Source organism: Nocardia sp. NPDC057455, assembly GCF_042802775.1.
Classification (GTDB): Bacteria; Actinomycetota; Actinomycetes; order Mycobacteriales; family Mycobacteriaceae; genus Nocardia.
On record NZ_JBHVDM010000001.1, the window covers coordinates 71,164 to 93,487 of the forward strand.

Genomic DNA, 22,324 nt, shown 5'->3' on the forward strand with positions numbered 1-22,324 from the left:
CAGTCCCGCTGCCGGGTTCAAGCACGCGCTCACCGCCGACTTCTTCGACGACCCGACGATCCGCGCGGCGCTGGCAGACCACGACTTCAGCGTCGTGTTCACCTGGATTCGCGAAGCAACCGGGCTCTCACAACTTCAACTGGCCGCGTTGCTCGACCTCACACAATCCAGAATCTCAGCCGTCGAACGCGGAGAACGCCGTCTCACCAGCGCCAAGCTGGTCGCCAGAATCGCCGACACCTTCGCGATCCCCGCCTCGCTGCTCGGGTTCGGCTCCGGGACTGCGAGTAATCTGGCCCGCGAGGAGGTGACGTGGGTGGAACGTAGAGACTTCATCACCCTGGCAACCGCAGCCGCACTCGGTTCCCATCTTCACCCGCAACTCGACCGGCTGGGCAGCATCCTCCCTGACCGGCTCGAGCCAGTCACCCGACCGCACATCGGATCCGCCGACATCGACGCGATCGAAGCCATCACCGAAGGATTCCGGCGATGGGACCTCGCGCACGGCGGCGGACTCTGCCGGACCGCGGCACTCACCCAGCTGCACCAAGTCCGCACCCTGGAAGGCGCCGCATGCACCACGGACGTTCGAACACGTCTGTGGATCGCCACCGCCGACCTGGCAAGCATGGCCGGCTGGCTGGCCTACGACATCGAAGAACACGACTCGGCCCGCAAACTGTGGACATACGCCCTGCAAACCGCCCACCGCGGCCAAGACCATCCGCGCAGCACCGACCTGACGGTCAGCATTCTCCTCGACATGGCCCACCAGTCATTGCACCTGAAACGACCTGATGAAGCACTGAAATTCGTGCAGCTCGCCTCATCGACCGCCGCCAACAGACGCCATCCGATAAGCACCATCACCGCCGGATACATCGCAACGGTAACGGGGTGGTGCTGGGCATCCCTAAACGACTCCGCAGCCACCCAGCGCGCCCTCGGGCTCTCCGAAGACCGCTACGCCGCAGCCGAACCCGACACCATCCCCTCCTGGGCCTGGTTCGTCACGCCCGCGGAAATCGCCGCTCAACACGGCCATGCGATGTATCTGCTGTCGCTCTCGGATCCTAAGTTCGCGCCATCGGCGGTCGAGCGCCTGTCCACCGCGATCCCCGGACACGCCAGCGAACATGCGCGCAGCCGCGCCGTCGCCTTACCCACCCTTGCCGGCGCCTGTCTGCAAGCGGGTGATTTCGAGTCGGCCAACCGGTACGGGCGCGAGGCGATCACGGCGATCACCGAGCTGTCTTCACCCCGCTGCTACGTCCGCCTCCGCGACCTGGACGGTATAGCCACCCAGCACGACGGCGCCCCGATCATCGCTGAATTGCGCAGCGATCTGAGAACAGTCCTCGCTACTGCGGCCTCATGACCACAGAAGGCCAGCTTCCCGGTCGCGCAGCCGTGCGCGCCGCATGCCAAGCTTTCGGCGTCGACGACCGCGACGCGCAACTGCTGCATCATCGGTCGAACGCAGTGTGGTCGCTACCGCACGCTGATCTCGTCGTGCGCCTGGCGCCCGACACCGCCTACCGGCGCGAGCGCGCCCACACCGCCGTCGCCGTCACGCGGTGGCTGGCAGCCGAAGCCCAACCCATCGCGCTCGCTCCAGCGTCCGGAACCCAGCCAGTCACCGCCAACGGCGCGATCTCCACGTTCTGGCCCTACCGCCCCTCGCTAGATCGGCCAAGCCCGGCCGACCTCGGCACACTCGTACGGCGGCTGCACTCGGTGGCGCAGCCACCGTTCCCCCTGCCTCGATACCAGCCACTGCGACGGCTGTTCGAAGCCCTAGCCCTCGATGACGAGCGAACGATGCCCGCGCTCACCGGCTCTGATTGTGCTTGGTTGACCGACCGCACCAAGGCACTGGTCGACCAGTTCGTGGAGACCGATTTCCCGCTCGGGGAAGGTCTTGTACATGTCGATGTCCACAGTGAGAATGCCGTCCGCGAACACGGGCAGTGGGTGCTGATCGACTGGGACCAATGCAGCATCGGGCCACGCGAACTCGACCTGGTAAACGGATTGCCCGACCACTTCCACCAACCACAACACGAGCGGGCACGCTTCGCGGAGGCGTACGGCTACGACCTTCTCGACTGGCCCGAATGGACCTTGCTGCGCGACATCACCGAACTGCACTCCCTCGGCGCCTACATTCGGCTCGCACCGGGCAAACCCGTGGCGGCCGAAGAACTACGACATCGCATCCGATCCCTACGAGCGGGCGACAGGGCCGTGGTGTGGCACGCGGTCTCTTGATCGCGCACGTCCGTCCTCGATGTCGCGACGTCACAGTTCCAGATCGGTATCGAACTACGGACCGAAAAGTCGGGGAGTCGTCCACGCCGACGTCGTTTCACCGGGCCTGGCGGTGGCCCGGTGGATTTGATCTTCGGTCGCACTCCGTGCCTGGTTCGGGCGGTGCTGTTCGGCATCGATGCAGCGGCGAACCTCGGAAATTCGTACCTTGCCCGTGCAGTCGCTGATGTCGGCACTGAGCCTGTGTTCGGGCACGAGTGTCCGGAGGATGACTTCGGGATCAACGTAGCGCTCCAACCCGTGAATTCGCGCCGCTGGCGGCGATGCTCATCCTGGACATCAGTGAATCCCATTGCGTCAGAGAACGTTTGGCTCGACCGGCTGATCGACCCGTCCACCAACCCAGCCACCGGCTGGAGGCACAGGACGTCACCCAGGCGTATGCGCGAGGATGGCGGCGGCCAGCTCCTCGTGCACCTCCGGCGGCAGCGTGTGGCCCATGCCTGCCACGACCATCAGCCGCGCCCCGGGAATCTGCTCGGCGATGATCGCGCCGTGGCCCGGCTTGACCGGCTCGTGGCTGCCCTCGATGACCAGCGTGGGTGCTGTCACCTTGTGCAGTACGTCCACCGGCTCGAAGTTCGGCTCGGCCGCTGCGGCCAGCCGGTGGTTGACCACCGCGGACAGGTCGCGGGCCCGGTCGTAGATCCGTTCCTGTAGCCGACGCGCCTCGTCCTCGTCGAACGGCAACCCGGTGCCGTGCAGCAGGCGCTGCTCTGCGACCATGCCGTCGATGCGGGCGCGCCGGTCCTCTGGCGGTGGGGTGGCCATCAGTGCGCGGTAGAAGGACGTGAACTCAGGCGCCGGCTCGGGCAGGCTTCCCTCGGTCTGGGGCTGCCCCAGCAGCGCCCGCATGAGCACCTGACCTTCGCCGCCGCCCAGCGGCGAGGAGCCGATGACGGTCAGCGAGCGCACCCGCTCCGGCCGCTCCACCGCGATGAACTGGGCGAGCAGCCCGCCCGCCGAGTGGGCTACCAGGTGCGCGCTCCGCAGACCGTGGGCGTCCATCACGCGGTACCCGTCGTTCTTGATGTCGTGCCACGTGTACGGCTCGGCCGCGAAGTCGACGGTGTCCGACATGCCGGTGTCACGGTGGTCGTACCGGATCACCCGACGGCCTCCGGCGACTAGGCGGTCGATGAACTCCTCCGGCCACAGGATGCCCTGGGACATCGACCCCATGATCAACAGGATCGGCGTATCCGTCACGGCGCCGAACTCTTCACTCCAGATGTTCACGTCACGCATATCAGAGCCTGTCCTTCCGGCCGCTTCCGGCCTCGTACGAATATCTACGGCCCGATCGGGCCGTAGTGGGATCCCGTCGTACCGATCTGTGGAGCGGATGAATTCCTTCAATCCTTACCGCCTCGTTTGTAGTACTCCGCATGAAGTGTTCGAACCATAGTGCTACAACTGGAGTGGTGTCAAGTGGACGCGAGTCCCCAACACCGCCCGGCGTTGATTCACGCAACGATCGAAGTGTTCTCGGGTGTGCGGACTTGCGCGCCATTGTCGCGGCCGTACGCGATCCGGCAGCCGCCCACGACCAGGTGACCGACCCTGCGCGTGGCATCAAAAATGGCGGATACCAACACATTCCGCGTACTTGTGGTGTCAAATTGCCGTTGATCGTCGGTGTTGCAGACGACCGGTGTAACAGACAGGAGTGCGCGCGTGCCACGTGAAATCGATTCGGCTGTCTTCCCACATCTGGATGCGGACCTGGACCGGGTCCGTGACGTTCTCGGCCCCGTACGGTTGCGGAGCAGGCCTGAACTGACCGCACTCACCGACGGAGGGCCGGATACCTCGCGCCGCTTGGTCCGTCCCACCTTGACATTACTGTCGTACTACCTGCTCACCGATCCCGCGGCACCGGCCGACGACCGGGTGGTGCGCGCCGCCGCTGCCGTGGAGTTGCTGCATCTGGGCTCGCTCTACCACGACGACGTCGTCGATCACGCGTACGAGCGTCGAGGCCGTCCCAGTGCCAATGTGGTGTGGGGTTCACACATGGCGGTACTGGGTGGGGATTCGGTAATGCTCACGAGTGTGCGCATGCTGGCCGAACTAGGCCCGCGCGAAGTTCTCGCGGGAGCGATCGCGGGCGAGCAGATGTGCGCGGGCATGGTGATCGAGGCCGCCGACCTCTACGTGGCTTCCCGCAGCGAGCAGTCCTACCTCGAAGCGATCGACGGCAAGACAGCGGCGGTGCTCTCGCTGGCATGCCGGGTGGGCGCGATGCAGGCCGGCCGCCCCGCCGATCAAGAAGAGGCGCTGGCGCTGTTCGGCAGGCACTTCGGGCTGGCCTATCAGCTGCATGACGACATCCTCGATCTGACCTCGACCGCCGAAGAAATGGGCAAGCCCGTCAACGCGGATCTGCCCGAGGGCATCTACACCCTTCCCGTCATCCGCGCCGCTGCCCGAGACCGGGACCTGGCCAACATGCTGCGCAGAGCGATGACGCGTGAGCAAGCCGCACGTGCCCGCGACCTCGTCATCGCCTCCGGCGCCGTGCACGAGGCGCGGACGAAAGCCGATGAAATCATGGACGAGGCTGCTGGTCAGCTCGCCATGCCTGCTGTCGACCCCCGCGCCCGCCACGCGATGATCGAGTACGCCCGGTCCGTACTCGACCGGCGAACTGCCGGTCCCGCGGTCATCCGGCAACCGACGCGGCCGTCCCGGACGCACGGTGCGGGGCTTTCGCCGCAGCTTACGCAATGGTTGCGCGGTTGGATGGTGGACACCGGCCTGGCCACCTCCGCGGCCGAGGCCGACTACCACCGGTGGATGGGAGCGATCCGCATCCCGGCACAGACGTTGGCTCCAGCAGCGGACGCGGCCCGTGAACAGACCGCGTACGGCATGGCCGTGCTGGTGCTCGCGTGGGACGACCTCTTCGAGGATCCGCAGTTGCGGGATCCGGAAGCCGTCACCGCGCTGAAGCGTGGCATGGTGGCGATACTGCGCCAGGACCCCGCGACGCCATGGCGGTCCGGCGCGATCTCGAAAGCTTGGGCGAGCTTGTGGCCGCATCTGCGCGAGGGCCGGACCACCCGCTGGCAGGAGCGTTTTCTCGACGGCATCGAGGAGTGGTTCGAAGCCGCCGAACGCGAAGCGCACCACCGCATCAACGGCTACATCCCTTCCACGGCCGACTACCTCCCGCTGCGGATGTCGACCAGTGGGGTCGAAACCGCCCTCGCCTGCATGGAGGTGTACCAGGACCGGGAACTGCCGTCGATGCTGCGCGATCACCCCGTGATCCGGCGTCTCGAGGAACTCGCCTTCTGGGTGACCTTCGTGGAGAACGACTTGGTGGGGCTGGACCAGGACGAGGCAGACCGAGTCCCCTACAACCTGGTGCGGGCGGTCCGTCACGAGACCGGTTGCACCCGCCGCGAAGCCGTCGAACAGGTGCAGCGCCAGGTGGCCGACCAGCGCGCTCAGCTCGAGGCGGTGATCCACTATGTTCCCGCGCTGCTCCGCGTGCTTCCCGGCCTGTCGGGCCGGGGGAAGGACTACGCGGAGATGTACATGAACATAACGAGCGTGGGGCTCTGGGGACGTGAGAGTGACAGGTACGAGCAAACTTCCACTCCCGCAGCACCGGATCTGGAACGCTTGCGCAGCGAAATCTACCTCTCAGCCGACGAACCGGCTCCGACCGCGCGCTGAGCCCCCCAGCCGGCACAGCAGCGGTGTGTCCCCGCGCGACCAGCAAGGTGGGTCGCGCGGGGACACACTCAGTGCTTCGTCGGTTGTCCAGACCTCGTGGGGCCGGGGACGCGGATCCGGATCGTAGTTCGTAGTGACGAGCGGGTGCGCAGATGGAAAGCACCCAGGCCGACGAGGGCGCTCGCGGTGAACCAGGTCAGTTGGACGGCAAAACCTCCGAACGGCGTGGTGTCGGAGAAACCGGCCGCGGTCGAAGCCTGCATCGCCCCGTAGGAGGGCAGCCAGCGCACGAGTTCGCTGTCCGCCCCGGCGCTGGCAATGGGGTTTTGCACGGCCATGTCGAAGCAGCTGATCATCGCGATGGCGAACATGCCCTCCACTTCACGGCGCAGCAGCGCGCCGAGCGCGACACCCAGCGCCCCGTAGGTCATCGCCGCGCCGAACAGCGCCACAGCGAGCAGGACGGGCTGCCGAGGCGACCAGTAGCAGCAGATGACAGCGGTGGCATACGCGCAGACCACCATCGAGGCCACCACCAGGCACGCGATCTTCGCCAGGGCCAGCGCCACCCGAGGATATCCGGCCATCGACAGACGCCGGTCGAATGCTCCGCTGCTGAAAGTCGCCGCGAACATCATGAACCCGATGATCAGTGAAACCGCGGTGAGAGCGCCGCTGATCTGGGCTAGCTCGTTCCCGTTGGCGCGCAGTACGAGACCGGTGTCCCGAAGCCGGAACGGTACCTCGACGTCGGTGACGGCCACGCGCACCAGAGTGATCAATATGGGGACGAAGACTGCCACCAACAGCATGGCGAACCGGTTACGAGCATGCTCGACGAGGCCGTAACGCGTAGCGATCGCGAACAGCCGCACACCGTCGCTCATCCTGCCCCCTCTTCTCTGCCCCGCAGAACGCCGTCGTGCAACCGCCACACCTGATCCAGCTTGTCGGTGTCGTGCGCCAGATGCGAGACGACCAGAACAGACCGACCGGTGTCACGGAACTCCGCGACCAGATCCCAGAAACGTAGATACGTCTCCCAGTCGAAACCTTGGTATGGCTCGTCGAGGAGCAGAACCTGCGGATCGTGCATCACCGCCAGGGTCAGGTTGAGCTTCTGTCGCGTGCCGCCGCTCAGCGTCGCGACCCGCTCACCGGCATACTCGGCGAAACGCAAGGTTTCCATGGTCTGCTCGGCCCGCCGCAAGTCCGGAATCGCATAGGCCGCCGCGAAGAAGTCCAGGTGCTGACGAACTGTGAACGCGTCGTTCAAGACCACCTGTTGCGGACAGTAGCCGAATCTCCCACGGTGCCGGACCACCCCCCGGTCCGGTCGCAGACCTCCGGAAAGGATCTTCAGCAACGTGGACTTACCTACCCCGTTCTCACCCACGATTCCCACCAGCGCGCCCGCGGGCAACACGAAGTCGACGCCACGCAGCACCAACCGCCTGCCATATGAGTGGTGGACGTCCTCCACTTCCATGATCGCCCCTGCCTGCCGCCGACGTATGACCCGGCAGCCGTTCGCATGCTACCAATCGACGACGAAAACCCGTGCCACGTCGGCAAATTCCGCGCTGCGCGCACTCCGGTAGCGAGAGTGCGCAGCGCGGCGCGGTACGCCCACCACACCGGCTTCCGCAGTGCAGCGATTTGAACCGTCCTGCGCGGTGCGAAATCGTTCAGCGGGGATATAGGGTGATCCGCGCGTTGTGTTCGGGGCTGAGGCCGGTGTGATAGCGACGCGGGGGTTCGACGAGTCCGGTGGCCGCACCGATGCGGCGATGCTCGAGGACCGTGCGGAAGAGGATGCGCGCTTCCGCCAGGGCGAATTGGGCACCCAGGCAGCGATGCGCACCGGCGCCGAAGGTCAGCCAGGTGCGGCCGTTCGGTGGCTTGTCGAGGAATCGTTCGGGGCGGAACGCCATCGGGTCCGGGTAGTGCCGTGGTGATTCGTGAATGAGCAGGATCGGGACTATCACGATAGCGCCTTTCGGGACTCGGACACCGTTGACCACGGTGTCGCGCAGTGCCCGCCGCCCGGTGAACGGTGACACCGGGCGGACCCGCATCGTTTCGGCGACCACGGCGTCGAGGTATGCGTCGAGCCGGGTACTGTCACCGGCGTCGACCGCCGCGTCGAGCTCGGCCATGGCTGCCGGGTGGACGGCCAGCAAGGCGGCGATCCAGCCGAGCGTGATCGCGGTGGTCTCGTAGGCGCCCAGCAGAATGCCACGCATATTGCGGGCCAATGCGGCGTCGTCGTGCTGATCCAGTTCGGTGCCGACATACCGGGACAGCACATCTTTCCGGTCGTTCCCGTCGTCGGGCGTGGCCCGGCGCGCGGCGATTTCCTCGATGATGATGGCGTCGACCTCGGACTGGCGCCGGGTGAGCGGCGGGTAGGGCAGCGTGTAACCACCGACCAGCGGGGTGAGCAAGGTGACGGCGAGAAATCCGCGACTTTCTATCTCGCCGAACCACCGGCTCACCGCCTGTTTCAGCCGGTCCTTGCGGGGCGCAGCCACGTCGCCGAAGACGACGCCGAGCAGCACGCCGATGGCCAGGTCGTAGCCGACCTTCAAGAACTCGAACGGTTCACCGACAGGCCAGGTCGGCAGTTCGCGCTGGACCACCTCCACCATGAGATCTTCGTAGGACCGGAGTGCCTTGCTCTGGAACGGCGGCGAGAACAGTTGACGTTCGCGCCGATGTTCGTCACCGTCGAGGAAGATCAACGTCTGCTTGCCGAACATCATGTCGTGGCTGGAGAAGCGGCTCAGCACCTGCCCGACCGAGAAGTCGTCATGGTTGGCGAACAGTTCTCGCACATCGTCCATGTTGTAGGTGACCAGCATGGCCGGGAATCCCGGCGGCGAAACGACGAACCGTTCGCCCAATTCGAGCAAGGGGGAACCGTGCGTGCCGGGGCGCATCAGTCCACCGATCTGCGCGATGTTGCGGGTGCGTAGCCGGGGAAGTTCACGCAGAGATATCGGGGCATGCGACATGCAGCCATCCTTGACCGGTGGCTCGGCGACTGGCAAACATGAAATCCCCGCTGTGGCAATAGGCCCCGAGCGCCTGCCACTCCGGCGCAGGTGGTCGAGTCAGCGCTTCGCTGCGGTCACGGCGCCATCCCACTCGGCGACGCGGCGGCCGCCTGGCCGATCCGGCCCGCCGGTGACACCGTGCGAGGCACCTCGAACATACACTCGAATGTCGCGCTATCTGGTGCGATTCTCTCCCCGCGGATGTTCAGGAGATTCAGTCGTCTTCGAGCTGGGGTCTAATTGCTCGGCGCGTTCGCGTTCCCGGTCCAAAGCGTCGCGAGAGGACGCCGCCGCCTGTCGGTGTTCGGATGCTTGCTGCTCCAACCCGGTGGCGTGGGCGGCTTTGGCGTCGGCCTCGGCAGCGGCAGCGCGCGCCTTCGCGGCGGTCTCGTCGGCGAGCGCTTCACGTTGCCGAACCTGCCGGGTCTGCTCCACGGTCTGGGCGCGGATCTGCTCGGCTTCGGCATGGCGCTGCTGGGTGCGTCTACGTTGCAGCGCCCATGCGAGCGCTGCCAAGAGCAGAACTACGACAACCGCGATGACGATGATCCAAACGATGGTGCTGGTGGCCATCTCCGGCTCCTTGGAGTTGGTTGCGGATGAGTGACGTCGCTGTATGCGGGTCGGGCGTGCGGACGGGTCGGTGATTGTGGTGGCGGCCCTCGACAGCGCGGTCCAGGCATTTCCTCAGCAGCGCCACACCGATGACCAGGAAAATGAACTCGATGGTCCCCAGGATCGGAATACCGAGGAGGTATCCCGCGATGAGCGGGATGACTCCGGCGATGATCATGGCGACTTCTTGGCTTCGAGATATGGACCCGAGACTCCGTGCCCGCGCGGACGAGCGCCGGTCGGTGTCGACGCAGTCAGATCATCCTCGCCTATGGCGGGTGACCAGCGACTTTCACCTGTAAGCCTTCAGTCAACTCCGCTGCATTCGTTGATGTCAATGCCGGGTGATGGCGGCGTTGGCGGTGCCTGGGGCCGAGGGCGCGGTGAATCTCCGAAGGGAACAGGTCGGTGGAGCCCGCCGCGCATACCATCACGACTCGCGCCGACTGCTGATGGTCCCATTCGGTCTCGGCGGACCGATGGCGGATTGCCCATCGGTGCCGCCGTAGTCGGCCCTACGGGATGAGCTGTTCACGCAATGCGTGTGGATTCCCGACGGGTGTGTGGGTGCTGGGTGTGGCGACGGCCTCGCGGCGAGTCAGTGCGGCCCAGCAGGCCCGTCCAACCGTGGAGAATCGGCATCACCGCTGCGACCACGGTCGGGCTCACCTTCGGTGCCTGATCTCTCACCGGCACTCTTTCCGATTCGGCGCGGTTTGACCATGCGCCGGCTGCCGACGGCCGGAGCATCGTCACCAGCTCGTTTCCGCCGCAACGCGTCGAGATCGACGACACTCCCCTCCGGCCCGGCACCGCCCGGATGATCCTTCGGAGCCGGGTGCCGTGCCGCGCCGGGGTCGACCGGCCACCACCCTGTCTCCCGCTGCAGTTCCGATCGCAGTACGGGCTTGGTCGGCGCAGGATCATAGACGGAGCCCCTTTCCGAGCGCCGACTCTTCGGCAGACGCTCACCGGCCTCTTCCGCCACGCGCCGCGGGCGACGCGGTAGCCGGGTGACTTTTGACATGCCGTCTCCTGCTCCGGGGGTCTCCACAGCCTTCATTCCTTTTTCCGACTTCCTGCGCAACCGTTCCAGCTCGTCGAACTTCTTTCCGCCGGCCCTTGGCAAGGATTCCCGTCCCGGCGCTTCGCGCTCCGACATCGAGCTAGCAGCTGACGAGTGCCACGGTACCCGTCGGAACCACGACCTCTGGTACTCCGAGCGGATGATCGAACTTATCGCTGCTTGCTTCGCTCACGTCCGTATTCTCCCTCAGGGGTAACCACTGAGCACCCGGAGCCAAGCCCGCACGCCGCGAGGGTGGCAACCCGGCACACCGCATCGGGCCGGGCGCGCGGGGACGATCCACGGCCAGACCAACACGTCACTGCCCCGAGTGCCGTTGCAGAATCAGCGCCCGCAGCCGTCGTGATACTCGAGACCGGGGGCGTAGAACGACCAGGTGGCCTCGTCGAGCACGGACGACATGCGCCGGCAGGCGACCCGCAGCGGATCGGCGCGTAGTTCATCGAGGCCGCGCAGATCCCACAGGGCGATCGTGTGGTCGGCAGTGCCGATTCCCAAAGTGTGCCCATCCGGCGCGAAGGCAACCGGCCGCAGCGGGCCGCCGGTCTCCATCGGCGGACCCAGTGGGCGCGGACGCGGACGGTCGGTGAGGTCCCACAGTCGAGCCGTATCGGCGACCACCGCGAGGGTGCGGCCGTCAGGGGCGAATGCCAGGTGACGAACGGAGCCCGGATAGCCGGGAAGCGGCTGGCCCAGGAGCGAGGGGCGAGCGCGATCCGTAACGTCCCACAGCAGCACGCCCGGATTATCGCCGCCGGTGGCGAGGGTGCGCCCATCCGGGGAGAACATCAGTTGCATGGTGGACTGGCGTGCGCCGGCCAGCTCACTGATCGAACGCGTCACGTCGTCCACGTCGAGCAGCACGACGTCACGGTCGCGCGCGGCAGCGACGGTGCGGCCATCCGGTGAGAATGCCAGAGCTGTCGTTGCGCTTTGCTGTCCGACCGGCTTCGGACCGAGTCGCCTCGGGCGCTCGGGTCGACCTATATCCCACAACATCATGGCCGGATGACCCGTGACGGCGAGCAACGTGCCATCCGGGGAAAAAGCGATGGCGCGAACGGTATTGGTGAAATCGGTGAGCGGACTTCCGACCGCTCGGGGCTCGGCGAGGTTATCGATGTTCCACAACGTCGTGTTGTTGTCATAGCCACCGACCGCGAGGATTCGTCCGTCCGGGGAGAGCGCCATCGCGCTGATCGCTTGGCCTGGTCGTCGCACCTGCCCGCTGGGCACGGGCTCGCCGGCCTCGAGGCTCCACAGCCCTACCGTATCGCCGGCGGCTACTGCCACGACGGGCCGCCGTTGAGCGAACGCCACCTTCGACGCATCGGCGCCCAGTTGGCCGAGCGCTTCCGAAAGACGTTGCGGCCGAGTCGAATCAGTGACGTCCCACAGAAGCACCTGTCCGTTGTCACCACTGGTGGCCAGCCACCGGCCACTCGCCGACAGGGCGGCATAGTTGATGCCCCCGGTGTGGTCGACCGTGAAGCGACGGGTCTCCCGGGGCGAGTCCGCCGCAGTGACGTCCCACCACACCACTGTCCGGCCGACGATCGTGACGGCGGAGCGACCGTGCGGCACGAAGGTGGAGAAGCCGGCGTTGTAGAAACTCGCCGGTGCCTCGGTCGGCCCTGAGGACGAGTCGACGTGAGCCACCAACCGCGCGTTGCCCTCGGTGAGGGAGAAGAGGGAGACCGCTTCCACCTCCGAGGTGACGATCAGCGAGGCGTCGGGGGACAGTCCGAGTTGTGCGACGGCCCGCGTGCTCGCGATCCAGGCTCCGGTAAGACTCTGCGGCGCCCCGGCGTCGCGAACATCCCAGACGCCGACGAGCCCATTGGTATAACCCACCGCCATCCGCGCCGCGTTGCTCGCGAACGCCACGGCCGTAACGTTCACGGGCACATCGGTATCGATCGAGGCCAGTATGTCGACCGAACTCACGACCTGCGGGTCCAGCGCCTTGCTCACGTCCAACAGCAGCAACTCGCTGCCGCGCCCGGTGGCCAGTAGCCGGCCGTCCGGCGAGAATGCGAGCGCTCCGACCGGAATGATCTCCATCGCGGGCAACTGGATCCGTGAAGGCTTCGCACGATCGGAGATGTCCCACAATTGCAGGACTCCTGCGCCCGCTGCCGCCAACAACCTTCCGTCCGGGGACACGGCGAGGAAGTCCATGAGGTAGTCGGACACGAGTGGGTCGCCCCACCTCGACGGCCGGTCGCCACCGAGGTTCCACAACTGGAGGGATTTGCCCCCGTCCGCAACCGCCAGTAGCCCATCGTCCGGCGAGACGGCAAGCGGGGTGAAAAGTCCGAAACGCCCCGGCAGGACCGTCGCCAGCGGACTCGCGGCGAGCGTGTGCACGAGGCTCGCCGCGGTCTCCGGATTCGGCAGGTTGGCGTAGGCCGCCGCACCCAGCCGCAAAGCCGTATCGATATCCGGGGGATTGCCGTTCCTCGCCGCGTCCGCGGCAGTGATCAGGGAGCGAGCTGCCGCGACGCGTTGCTGGTCCAGCGCCTCTCGCTGCGCCCGCACGGCGAGGGAGGCCGCGATCAGAACCCCGACCAGGAGCACGCTCAGCACCGTGAGGACACCCGTGATGATCCGGCGGTTGATCCGCCGCTGGCGGATGTCCTCGCCCTCGAGTTCGTCTTTACCGAGCTTGTGGATGGGGGCGGCCAGGGTAGCGACGTCGCTACGAAACCGACTGTGTTCTACCGAGAGAGCTTCCTGCCTCACCCAGCGTAGGTCCGCGTATTTCGGCTCCGCGGAGAACCAACCCGACAGGGACCTCGGCAGCGCATCGGTCCGATCCCAGTCGAAATCGCCCTCCGTCGGATCCCAGGCGATTTCGCCACCGGTGAGTGCGACGAAAAATGTGTCGGGGGAACGGTGCGACTGCCACCACTCCACCTCCCTGCCGACCCATACCGATCGGGCGGCAGGCGGAGAAGCGAGGAGGATGAAGTGATCCGCCTTGGCCAAGGCGCTTTCGATGCCGTTCCACAAACTGGCATTCACGCCGAGGCCGGTCGTGTCGCGGAAGACCCGCAGCGCGTACGGTCGATACCATCGCCGATTCAGCGCACGTAGCCCCTTCTGCAACGCCGGAGCCAGCTCGGTGTCGAGCTTGTTGCTGTAAGAGATGAAGGCGTCGTAACGACCCGGCTCGGCCATCAGCAGCGGGTTACTCCCGATTTACCCTGACATACGCCAGGCGGGAAGCTCCAAGTCAAGCGATTACTCACGGGAACGCGCGAGAATTCCGGTGGGGCCTTGGGCAGGCGGTCCAGCACACCGTCTTCGTACAGCAGCTTACAGCCGTCGACCCGTACGAATTCCGGATCGACGCCGGTGATACATATGCCACCCGGCCGGGTAACGGTGAAAGTGCATGTCTCGGATCTTGGTCCCTCGTCGCAGCCGTACCAGCGGAAACCGTCACGCGGCGGTTGATCGTAGATCAACCGTTGCTGGAAGGTCGCCTCCAAGCGCATGACCGTGGTGCCTTCCGGGATCAGCAAGCTGCACGGCGGCACGGTGTGGTTGGCCGCGAGGCCGCACTCTCCTCCGGCGTCCGACCGGATGAGCATGCTCCACGGGTGATCGCCGTCGGCGAAGATGTTCAGTTTCGAGCCAGGCGCGATAGTCGCTCCGGGCCGCGCCGATTCGGTGGGAGCCGCCTGCGACCGGAACACCGAGTAGCCGACCGCGCCTGCGACGATCAGGAGGACAACCGCTACCAGCGCGACCACGATGGTCCGCTTGCGCGGATCGTGCCGGCCCGGCGCCGGGTCTCTCGGATGGGTACTCGGTTGCTGGGACATCGCCTCCCCTTCGGCTGTCCGGCCGGAAACACGCCGATAACTACCCGATATCCAGTGCTGCCAATGGTTTCGGGTGATGTCACCGATGCATGGTCATCGTATTCGATCGGGCAACTGTAGGACGGGAGATGAGCAATGTCCCGAGTGGCGGTTGTGGCTCGCTCGACCCGCTGATCCAGGAACTCGTGCGCATCCGGGTGAACCGGATCGACGGCTGCTCGTTCCGCGTCGGGCTGCACGCGAAATCGTCTCCTCCAGCGCTCATGCGGGCCGGTTCATCGGAGCGGGCACAGCACTGGGGCAGAGCGGCGCTGGGCCGTGTTTCGGATCGAGTCAGTGGGATCCCATGACCGGTCATGGAGTCGGAAGCGTGACGCCGAGCCGATCGGCCAGTTGCCCGCCTTCAAGACTCCAGACGAGCTCATAGCAGGTTGGCGGTGTGGGATGCCAGCCACATGGTGTGCTCGCGGCTGATGGCTTCTTCGGCGTCCGCGACCGCCTGCGGCCATTCGTCTTCCGAGACATCGGCCAGCTTGTCCGCTTGCAGGGCCAATTCGTTCGCTGCGGTGGCGTAGGCGGAGTTGAGTGTCGCAAATTGCTTCAAGCCCATCCAGGCGGTACCTGCCGCGATGCAGGCGGCGATGACGCCGGACCAGTCGATCTCCCAGACGCCGAACGCCCGCAGCCCGGCCAGCACCAATCCCGTGACCTCTCCGAGAACGAGCGCCATGCGCCAGCGGGACATCTTCTGCTTCGCGTCCTCGGCTTTGCGCGCGTACCACTGACGCTGGTCCTCGGTACGGTCCCGAAGATAGGCAGCCTTCCGCTCCGGAAACAGGGCGCTGCGCAATGCCTGCATCCCGGGGGTGACGACCGCCTCGCCCGCTCCGATCGGGATCTGGTTGCCGAACTCCGCGGCGATGGCAGCAAGACGGTCCCGCATCGCGGTACGGGCATCGGACGCGGTCATAGCGGGAAGGAACGGTTCACCGCCCACCGCGTATCGCCACGCCAAGGTCTTGGCCGACTCCGCGAGCGCGCGCCCGGAGTACCAATCCTGCTCCGGACGCACCGTGATCAACACGATCTCCGCTGCGAGCGCGGCGGCGAAGCCGAGCAGCGCCACCACTCCCCAGACGTTGACCGCGCCTGCCTGCCAACTCAGCGCTCCGCCGACCGCGGCGAGCACCGTCCCCCCGAGCCGGAACCGGTTGAGCCGCAGCGTCAACTGCTGCCCCCGCAACGACGCCGCGTCCGCACTGCGCCAGAACGCGGGCATGTCCGCATCGGATATCCGGCTCATGTTCCCCTCCACCAAGACCCAATCCAGGAATGATGACACGAAATATCGTCGACCGACCACCGTACGGCTCACCCGGAAGGGTAGTGGTGCCAGGCCGGTATTCGAGTAACGGAGTACTCGTGGCAGACGACACACGGTTGGTCAGAGTGGATGCGCGGCAACAGAAGACGGCTGATGCCGCGCCGTGCCGCGAGACAGGAGGGGGCTGGTGTGACCAGTTATCGCGACCGCGTCGACGCCGCCGGTCTGAAGAAGCTGCTGGCGCTGGATGGCGGCGGTATCCGGGGGGTGCTGACCCTGGAGGTCCTCGCCGAACTGGAGGCGATGCTGCGCCGCGAACTCGGCAGGGACGAAAGATTCGTACTCGCCGACTATTTCGATTACATCGGCGGCACGAGCACGGGGGCGATCATCGCGGCCGGGCTGTCGTGCGGCATGCCGGTGCAGCGCATCCAGCGTCTCTACCACGACAACGGGCGGGAAATGTTCGACCGCGCGTTTCTCACCAGGCGGTTCAGATATCAGTACGACAGTACGCGCCTGCAAGGGCTGCTGCAGCAGGAATTCGGCGCCGCTACCACCTTCGGCGACGACCGGCTGCGCACATTGCTCATGGTGGTGCTGCGCAATGCGAGCACCGATTCGCCGTGGCCGCTGAGCAACAATCCGCGCGCCACCTTCAACGACGCCGGGCGTCCGGACAACAACTTGACGCTGCCGCTGTGGCAATTGGTCCGCGCGAGCACGGCCGCGCCGGTCTACTTCCCGCCGGAGATGGTCGAGATCGGGGAGCACGAATTCGTCTTCGTCGACGGCGGATTGACGATGTACAACAACCCGGCGTTCCAGCTGTTCTTGATGGCGACGTTGGGAGTGTACGGTCTGTGCTGGCCCACCGGCGAGGACCGCATGCTGGTCGTCTCCGTCGGCACCGGCACCGCGCCGAAGAGCGATGACCGGCTGCGCGCGGGTGACATGAACCTCTTGTTCAACATCCCCTCGATACCGGCCGCGCTGATGGCCGCCGCGTTGCACGAGCAGGACATGCTGTGCCGTGTCTTCGGGCGCTGCCTGCACGGCGCGGTCATCGACCGCGAGGTCGGCGACCTCATGGGCCCGGCCGACGGGCTGCCCGGCGAACGCCACTTCACCTATCTCCGATACAACGCCGCGCTGACCGAATCGGGCCTGACGGCCCTCGGTCTGGGCGGCATCGACCCGCGCCGGGTGCAACGGCTCGATTCCGTCGAGTCCACGCAAGACCTGCGGCGGATCGGGTCCCGGGTGGCGCGCGACGTGCGGCCGGAGCACTTCCGAGGCTTCCTGTGACTCGTCCGTTGTGCTTCGTCGTGATGCCGTTCGGCACCAAGAGCGATACCGGCATGACCGTGCAGTTCGACAAGGTGTACGAGCAAATCATCCATGCCGCCGTCGAGCAATCCGGGATGACCTGCTTGCGCGCCGACGAGGAGCAGTTCGGCGGTTCCATCCACCGCACCATGTTCGAACGACTCATGCTCTGCGACTATGCCGTCGCGGATCTGACCATGGCCAACGCCAACGTCTACTACGAACTCGGCATCAGGCACGCGATCCGCCCGTGGAGCACCGTGCTGGTGTCGGCGGCGGATTTCCGTCTTCCGTTCAACATCGCCCAGGCCCGGGTGGCTCGGTACGCCGTCGACGCACACGGCGAGCCGACCCGGCCGGAGCACGACCGCGCCGATCTCGGCTGGATGCTCGCCCACGCCCGACAGCACCAGCAGGTCGACAGTCCCTTGTTCGACCTGTTCCGGCGGCTGCGCGCGCCGGATGTCACAGTGCTGGATACGAAGGCGTTCAAGGAGCGAGTGGAGCGGACCGAGCGGCTGCAAGCACTGCTCAAGTCCGCGAGCAGTCCACGCGACGTCGCCGCCGTGGAAGCCGAACTGGGTGTGCTGGACGGCCTCGATGACGGCGTGCTGATCGACCTTCTGCTCGCGCACCGCCGGTTCCGGCAGTGGCAGCGAATGATCGATCTGGTCGAGCGAATGCCCGCGCACATCAGAGACAACCCCGTCGTCCGCGAACAGCGGGCCGTGGCCCGCAACCGGCTGCGGCCCGGTTCGCCGCTGGCGCAGCGGGAGCTGGAGAAGCTCCGCGACGAGCACGGCCCCAATGGCGAGACCCTGGGGATTCTCGGGCGGGTCTTCAAGGATCGCTGGCTGGCCGAACGCGCCTCCGGCCGGGCGGACGGGTTGCTCCGCAAGGCGCTCGACGCCTATCTCGCCGGTTTCGAGGCGGATTGGACCAATCCCTATCCCGGCATCAACGCCGTTCATCTGCTCTGGCTCACCGACCGCGCCGACCCGCGGCTCGCGCAGCTGCTGCCGGTGGTCGAGTTCGCCACTCGGATGCGAATCAAGTGGGGCAGTACCGACTACTGGGATCACGCGACGATGATCGAGGTGGCCACCTATCGCGGTGACATGCAGGCCGCCGTTCGAGCGTTGGACGACGCTCTCGCCACGGGACCCGGCCCCATGGAGGCCGAGTCGACGCTGGAGACGATCCTGCGGGTACGCGCGGCATCGGATTCGGACTCCGAGGAGTGGGACATCCTGGAGAAGGCGCTGCGCCGAGCGAGCTGTCCCCACGAGTGACGTACCTCGTGCCACGGGCGTGCGACACTCGACACGTGCACACCAGACGCGCGACGCGGTCAGCATGAGCGGCCCCGAGGTCATCCGGGTCGACTCGGCAGAAGCGCTCGACGCAGAGCTGTCCCGCGCCGGTGTGGCCCTGAGCCGCCCCGTGCTCGTGGTGGTGGGCGGAGCGTCGGGCATGGGCTCCGATCTGCCGCCCGCCCTCACCGCGTTGTGCTCGGATCAGCTTGTGCCCGCGTTGGATCGGCTCGGCGTCTCGGTCGTCGACGGGGGCACCGACGCGGGCGTGATGCGACTGATCGGACAAGCACGGGCCCGCGCCGGCGCTTCCTTCCCTCTCATCGGAGTGGCCGCGACAGGCACCGTGGCACTGCCTGGGGAGCAGCCTCCCTCGCCGGATTCGGCACCCGCCGAAATCCAGCACAGCCACCTGGTCGTCGTGCCCGGTACGTGCTGGGGCGACGAGTCCCCGTGGCTGGCCGCCACCGCCACCTCGATCGCGGCGGGCCGCCCTTCGACCACTCTGCTGATCAACGGTGGCGCGATCGCCTACACCGACGCGTTGCACAGCCTCGCGGCCGGTCGTTCCGTCCTCGTGCTGAACGGATCCGGCCGCGCCGCCGACGAGATCGCCCGAGCCCGCACCGGCGTACACGCCGACGACCAAGCCGCCCGCATCGCCGAATCACCTCTCACCCGGATCGTCTCGCTGGACGAACCGGTCGGCGTTCTGACCGCGATCACCGACAAACTCGCAGTTTGAGGGCCGATCCGCTGTGATGGAGACGGAGCTCGGCGACTACCCGCACGGTCGGATGGTCACGCCGCCGGGCCTCCGGTGACGATCAGATCGTCGTTCGTCGGCTGGAATGCCACCGCGTCGATGCCTGTGGGGACGATGGCCAAGCCGATGTCCGGCGCCGGGATTCCACACTGTTGCAGTATCAACTTGCTGCCGGGCATCCGGCCGAAGCGGGGCGAGGAATTCCGATGATTCGCTTCCATTCGTCGGGGGAAAGGTCGCCGGCGGCGGCATCGCAGGCCGTGCGAATCAACGCGGTGGGATCGATCGCACGCTCGACCAGCTTCCCGGCTTTCTCGTGTGCACCTTCCGTGACGGTCACCAGGTAGCCGCCGTCGGGGGAGAGCCCGACACCGGTTTTGCCGATCTCGCCGGGGTTCACAGCTGGGATATGTGCGAGTGTGATGCCGCTCGCGGCGTCGGCGAGGACAATCGAACCGTCCTTTCTGACTCGTGCGATGAGCGAGCCGTCGTCAGCACCGCTGAGCCTGCTCGAATACGGATTGAGCGGATAGCCCCGATCGGCCGCGGTGGCCGCCTGCATCTCCGACGCATCCGGCTTCCAGATCTCCAGACTTCCGTTGGCGCGTTCGATCAACAGCCGAGACCCGGCGTAGGCAATGGTGGCGATATCGTCTCCCCGCACCTCGCCGACGCGACGGCCGGACTCGACGTCCAAGACGACCACGCCGTGATTTCCCACCAGCACGGCCGCGAGCCGACCGTCGACGTCGATAGCCGACTGGCCTATTCTCGCGTTCCGGTCGAATGGTGGTTCGGCGCTGTCGCGGCCGGGAAGAGGCTTGCCGGTGGCGATCTCGTACACATGCAATCGCCCGTAGCCGTCGACGGTGGCCACGGTCTTTCCATCGCTTCTGATCCTGGCCGTCGCCGGGTGCTCGGCGATCTGAACGATCTCCAGGTGCTCCGGCAGAGTCGACCAAGCTTGCGGATCGTCGGTGCTGATGAGCAACGCTTCGGTGGGGCTGCTCCAGACCGGAATGCCCTCCAGGTTCATCACCGCATGGCGGGGTCCCTCGATGTCGCGCAGCGGCTCCACGAGGGTGCCCGAGACTGTCGAGGTGCCGCGAAGAAGGTCCGCGCCACCGATCACCGCGGTTTCGGCGTTGGGGGCGACGGAGATGCTCGGCGCGGCACAGCCGCCGCAGGAATCGGTGATCGGCAGGGAGGCGCTTCGCGCGAGCCGATCGATTTGATCGAGATTCCAGATCGCGATCAGGTCGTCGTAGGCCGAGACCAATCCCCGCTTCTCGGGGCCGAGAAACCGCAGCAGGCCGGTGGACGAGATCGTCCCGCCGCCACTGAGGACGACCGGATCCGGCCGCGGCGTGCCGCGCGGCGCGACCGGTGCGATGTAGATGTCCCCGTCCTGCGCCACCGCCATGGTTGTGCCGTCCTCGCTGAGGACGGTCGGCGATGCCCGGTACAACCGCGGCACCTCGACCGTGAGACCGGAGTCGCCGTCGGGCCGGTCGGCGGAGGTAGGCCATACCGGAATGGAGGGATTGCCGTTGGTCGCGCCGAGATAAGCCGCATCGCCCGTCGGATCACTGCCGAGTTCATGGTTTCCGAAGGAGAGCCGGAATGCGGCGGTCACCGACCAATCGTGAAGGTTCCTGCGTTCGCCTTTCCCGTATGTGCTGTCATAGCGGAAGATCTCATCGTCCGAGGTAGCGATCGTCTGGCCGAAGTCGGATGGCGCGTGATGGATCGTCCGGAGGGCGGCCGTGCTCGCATCGAAGACCGCGCAGTCACCGCTGCTCAGGGCTGCCACGACGGTTTTTCCGGACGGCGATACCGACGCGGTGGTAATAGCACCGGCGGCAGACCCATCGGGAAGTTCCAGCGTGACGGTGCCGGTACCGCTGCGCCACAGTGTTACGCGGCTCCGGTCGGTCATCGCGATGACGGTGGCGTCGGCGTTCATGGAAATGGATCGGGCGGGGCCGTCCAGGGTCGCGAGGGTGGACAGTGTTTGTTCGCCTTCCGTCCACCGCACCACCCGGTTGTCGGCGAGCTTGGCCAGAACGGTCCGTCCGTCGCGGCTGGTCTCCACACCCGTCACCGCCGCGTCGGCTTTCAAGTAACCGCGCAGCGCGGGAGCCGCCAGATTGGCCCGCAGCAGCGTGGACAGCGCTTGCGAACTCGGGTCGGTACGGTAGCCCGCAACCGCGAGCAGCAGCGCACCGCGCACATCGGTCGCCATGAGATTGTCGGCGCGCGCGGACATCAGACGCGCCGAGGCGATCCGATTCTGCTCTTGTGCGACATCACGTTGCTGCCGTGCGTCGTTGCGCTGCACGAGAAATCCCGCGCCGGCGACGAGGGCCAGTACCAGCAGCACCGCCAGTCCGGAAACGGCGGCCCGGCGAAGCCGTACCGCAGCACGATGGAGTCGCACATCGGCGCTGTCGAGCTGTTCTTTCGGGACACCGCGTGGCCGGGCGGCCAGTGACGCCACCGCACTACGGAATCCGGCGTGGCGCAGCGATCGGCGGTCCGCGTCGGTGGCGAACCGGAAGTCCTCCCAGATCGGTTCGGCATCGAAGTACCCGCTCAGCGATCGAGGCAGGGACGTTGTCTCGGTCCAATCGAAATCATCGTCACGCCAAACGATTTCGCCGTGCGTGAGCGCGATCAGCAACGTTTCGGGGGACTTGTGTTCCTTCCAGTACTCGATCTCCTTGCCGACCCACTGCGACTGCGCGGCCTGCGGAGAAGCCAGCAGCACGAAGTACCGGGAGCGGCGCAGCGCATCCTCGATCTCGGCGGTCAGATCGTGCGCGGCGGAGAGGTCGGTACGGTCGCGGAAGACCCGCAGAGCACGGGGCCGGTTCCATGGTTTGGCCAGGCGTGCGAGGCCTTGCTGCAGGGCGGGAGCGATGTCCTCGTCCGCCTTGCGCGCATAGGACAGGAAGACGTCTATGTCGGAGTTCAT

Annotated in this window: 16 protein-coding genes; 6 read left to right on the forward strand and 10 right to left on the reverse strand. The window is 66.4% G+C overall.

Features of this window, described 5'->3' with window-relative positions:
• Positions 1 to 94: 94 nt before the first annotated feature.
• Together ACFU5M_RS00350 and ACFU5M_RS00355 are read left to right on the forward strand one after the other, a co-directional pair.
• Positions 95 to 1,381: a helix-turn-helix domain-containing protein gene (locus ACFU5M_RS00350; protein ID WP_379041556.1), complete on the forward strand. Its 1,287-nt coding sequence runs from the start codon at positions 95 to 97 to the stop codon at positions 1,379 to 1,381.
• Positions 1,378 to 2,274, forward strand: a complete 897-nt coding sequence (locus tag ACFU5M_RS00355) for an aminoglycoside phosphotransferase family protein (protein ID WP_379041558.1) — start codon at positions 1,378 to 1,380, stop codon at positions 2,272 to 2,274. Before ACFU5M_RS00350 ends, ACFU5M_RS00355 begins: the two co-directional genes overlap by 4 nt.
• A 429-nt stretch (positions 2,275 to 2,703) precedes the next feature.
• On the opposite strand, the gene ACFU5M_RS00360 is transcribed toward ACFU5M_RS00355, so the two are convergent.
• Positions 2,704 to 3,582 carry an alpha/beta hydrolase gene (locus tag ACFU5M_RS00360; protein WP_379041560.1) on the reverse strand — a complete coding sequence of 293 codons (879 nt, stop codon included), beginning with the start codon at positions 3,580 to 3,582 and terminating at the stop codon, positions 2,704 to 2,706.
• 429 nt (positions 3,583 to 4,011) lie between these two features.
• On the opposite strand from ACFU5M_RS00360, the gene ACFU5M_RS00365 reads away from it, so the two are divergent.
• The gene (locus tag ACFU5M_RS00365) at positions 4,012 to 6,021 is read left to right on the forward strand and encodes a polyprenyl synthetase family protein (protein WP_379041562.1); all 2,010 of its coding nucleotides are present in this window, start codon (positions 4,012 to 4,014) and stop codon (positions 6,019 to 6,021) included.
• Positions 6,022 to 6,089: 68 nt separating this feature from the next.
• Here ACFU5M_RS00365 and ACFU5M_RS00370 read toward each other — a convergent pair whose 3' ends face one another.
• The 7 genes from ACFU5M_RS00370 to ACFU5M_RS00400 form a co-directional block, all read right to left on the reverse strand.
• Positions 6,090 to 6,908, reverse strand: a complete 819-nt coding sequence (locus tag ACFU5M_RS00370) for a hypothetical protein (RefSeq protein WP_379041564.1) — start codon at positions 6,906 to 6,908, stop codon at positions 6,090 to 6,092.
• Positions 6,905 to 7,510 (reverse strand): ABC transporter ATP-binding protein, encoded by a 606-nt coding sequence (locus ACFU5M_RS00375; RefSeq protein ID WP_379041567.1) that lies wholly within the window; start codon positions 7,508 to 7,510, stop codon positions 6,905 to 6,907. The genes ACFU5M_RS00370 and ACFU5M_RS00375 overlap by 4 nt, the downstream gene beginning before the upstream one ends.
• A 199-nt stretch (positions 7,511 to 7,709) precedes the next feature.
• Positions 7,710 to 9,038 (reverse strand): cytochrome P450, encoded by a 1,329-nt coding sequence (locus tag ACFU5M_RS00380; protein WP_379041569.1) that lies wholly within the window; start codon positions 9,036 to 9,038, stop codon positions 7,710 to 7,712.
• 216 nt (positions 9,039 to 9,254) lie between these two features.
• Positions 9,255 to 9,653 carry a hypothetical protein gene (locus ACFU5M_RS00385; RefSeq protein WP_379041571.1) on the reverse strand — a complete coding sequence of 133 codons (399 nt, stop codon included), beginning with the start codon at positions 9,651 to 9,653 and terminating at the stop codon, positions 9,255 to 9,257.
• Positions 9,654 to 11,106: 1,453 nt separating this feature from the next.
• Complete coding sequence (locus ACFU5M_RS00390; RefSeq protein WP_379041573.1) at positions 11,107 to 13,965, reverse strand: hypothetical protein; 2,859 nt, start codon at positions 13,963 to 13,965, stop codon at positions 11,107 to 11,109.
• Complete coding sequence (locus ACFU5M_RS00395) at positions 13,965 to 14,615, reverse strand: hypothetical protein (RefSeq protein WP_379041575.1); 651 nt, start codon at positions 14,613 to 14,615, stop codon at positions 13,965 to 13,967. Before ACFU5M_RS00395 ends, ACFU5M_RS00390 begins: the two co-directional genes overlap by 1 nt.
• 421 nt (positions 14,616 to 15,036) lie before the next feature.
• Positions 15,037 to 15,918 carry a DUF4231 domain-containing protein gene (locus tag ACFU5M_RS00400; protein ID WP_379041577.1) on the reverse strand — a complete coding sequence of 294 codons (882 nt, stop codon included), beginning with the start codon at positions 15,916 to 15,918 and terminating at the stop codon, positions 15,037 to 15,039.
• A gap of 210 nt (positions 15,919 to 16,128) precedes the next feature.
• Here ACFU5M_RS00400 and ACFU5M_RS00405 point away from each other — a divergent pair, with 210 nt between their 5' ends.
• The 3 genes from ACFU5M_RS00405 to ACFU5M_RS00415 all read left to right on the forward strand — a co-directional run bounded on the left by ACFU5M_RS00405 (position 16,129) and on the right by ACFU5M_RS00415 (position 19,326).
• Positions 16,129 to 17,247, forward strand: coding sequence for a patatin-like phospholipase family protein (locus tag ACFU5M_RS00405; RefSeq protein WP_379041579.1), 1,119 nt, complete (start codon positions 16,129 to 16,131; stop codon positions 17,245 to 17,247).
• Positions 17,244 to 18,560 (forward strand): TRAFs-binding domain-containing protein, encoded by a 1,317-nt coding sequence (locus ACFU5M_RS00410; RefSeq protein WP_379041581.1) that lies wholly within the window; start codon positions 17,244 to 17,246, stop codon positions 18,558 to 18,560. The genes ACFU5M_RS00405 and ACFU5M_RS00410 overlap by 4 nt, the downstream gene beginning before the upstream one ends.
• A gap of 64 nt (positions 18,561 to 18,624) precedes the next feature.
• Complete coding sequence (locus ACFU5M_RS00415; RefSeq protein ID WP_379041583.1) at positions 18,625 to 19,326, forward strand: hypothetical protein; 702 nt, start codon at positions 18,625 to 18,627, stop codon at positions 19,324 to 19,326.
• Between the two features lie 56 nt (positions 19,327 to 19,382).
• Here ACFU5M_RS00415 and ACFU5M_RS00420 read toward each other — a convergent pair whose 3' ends face one another.
• Positions 19,383 to 19,526 (reverse strand): hypothetical protein, encoded by a 144-nt coding sequence (locus ACFU5M_RS00420; protein ID WP_379041585.1) that lies wholly within the window; start codon positions 19,524 to 19,526, stop codon positions 19,383 to 19,385.
• Positions 19,508 to 22,324, reverse strand: coding sequence for a toll/interleukin-1 receptor domain-containing protein (locus ACFU5M_RS00425; protein WP_379041587.1), 2,817 nt, complete (start codon positions 22,322 to 22,324; stop codon positions 19,508 to 19,510). Before ACFU5M_RS00425 ends, ACFU5M_RS00420 begins: the two co-directional genes overlap by 19 nt.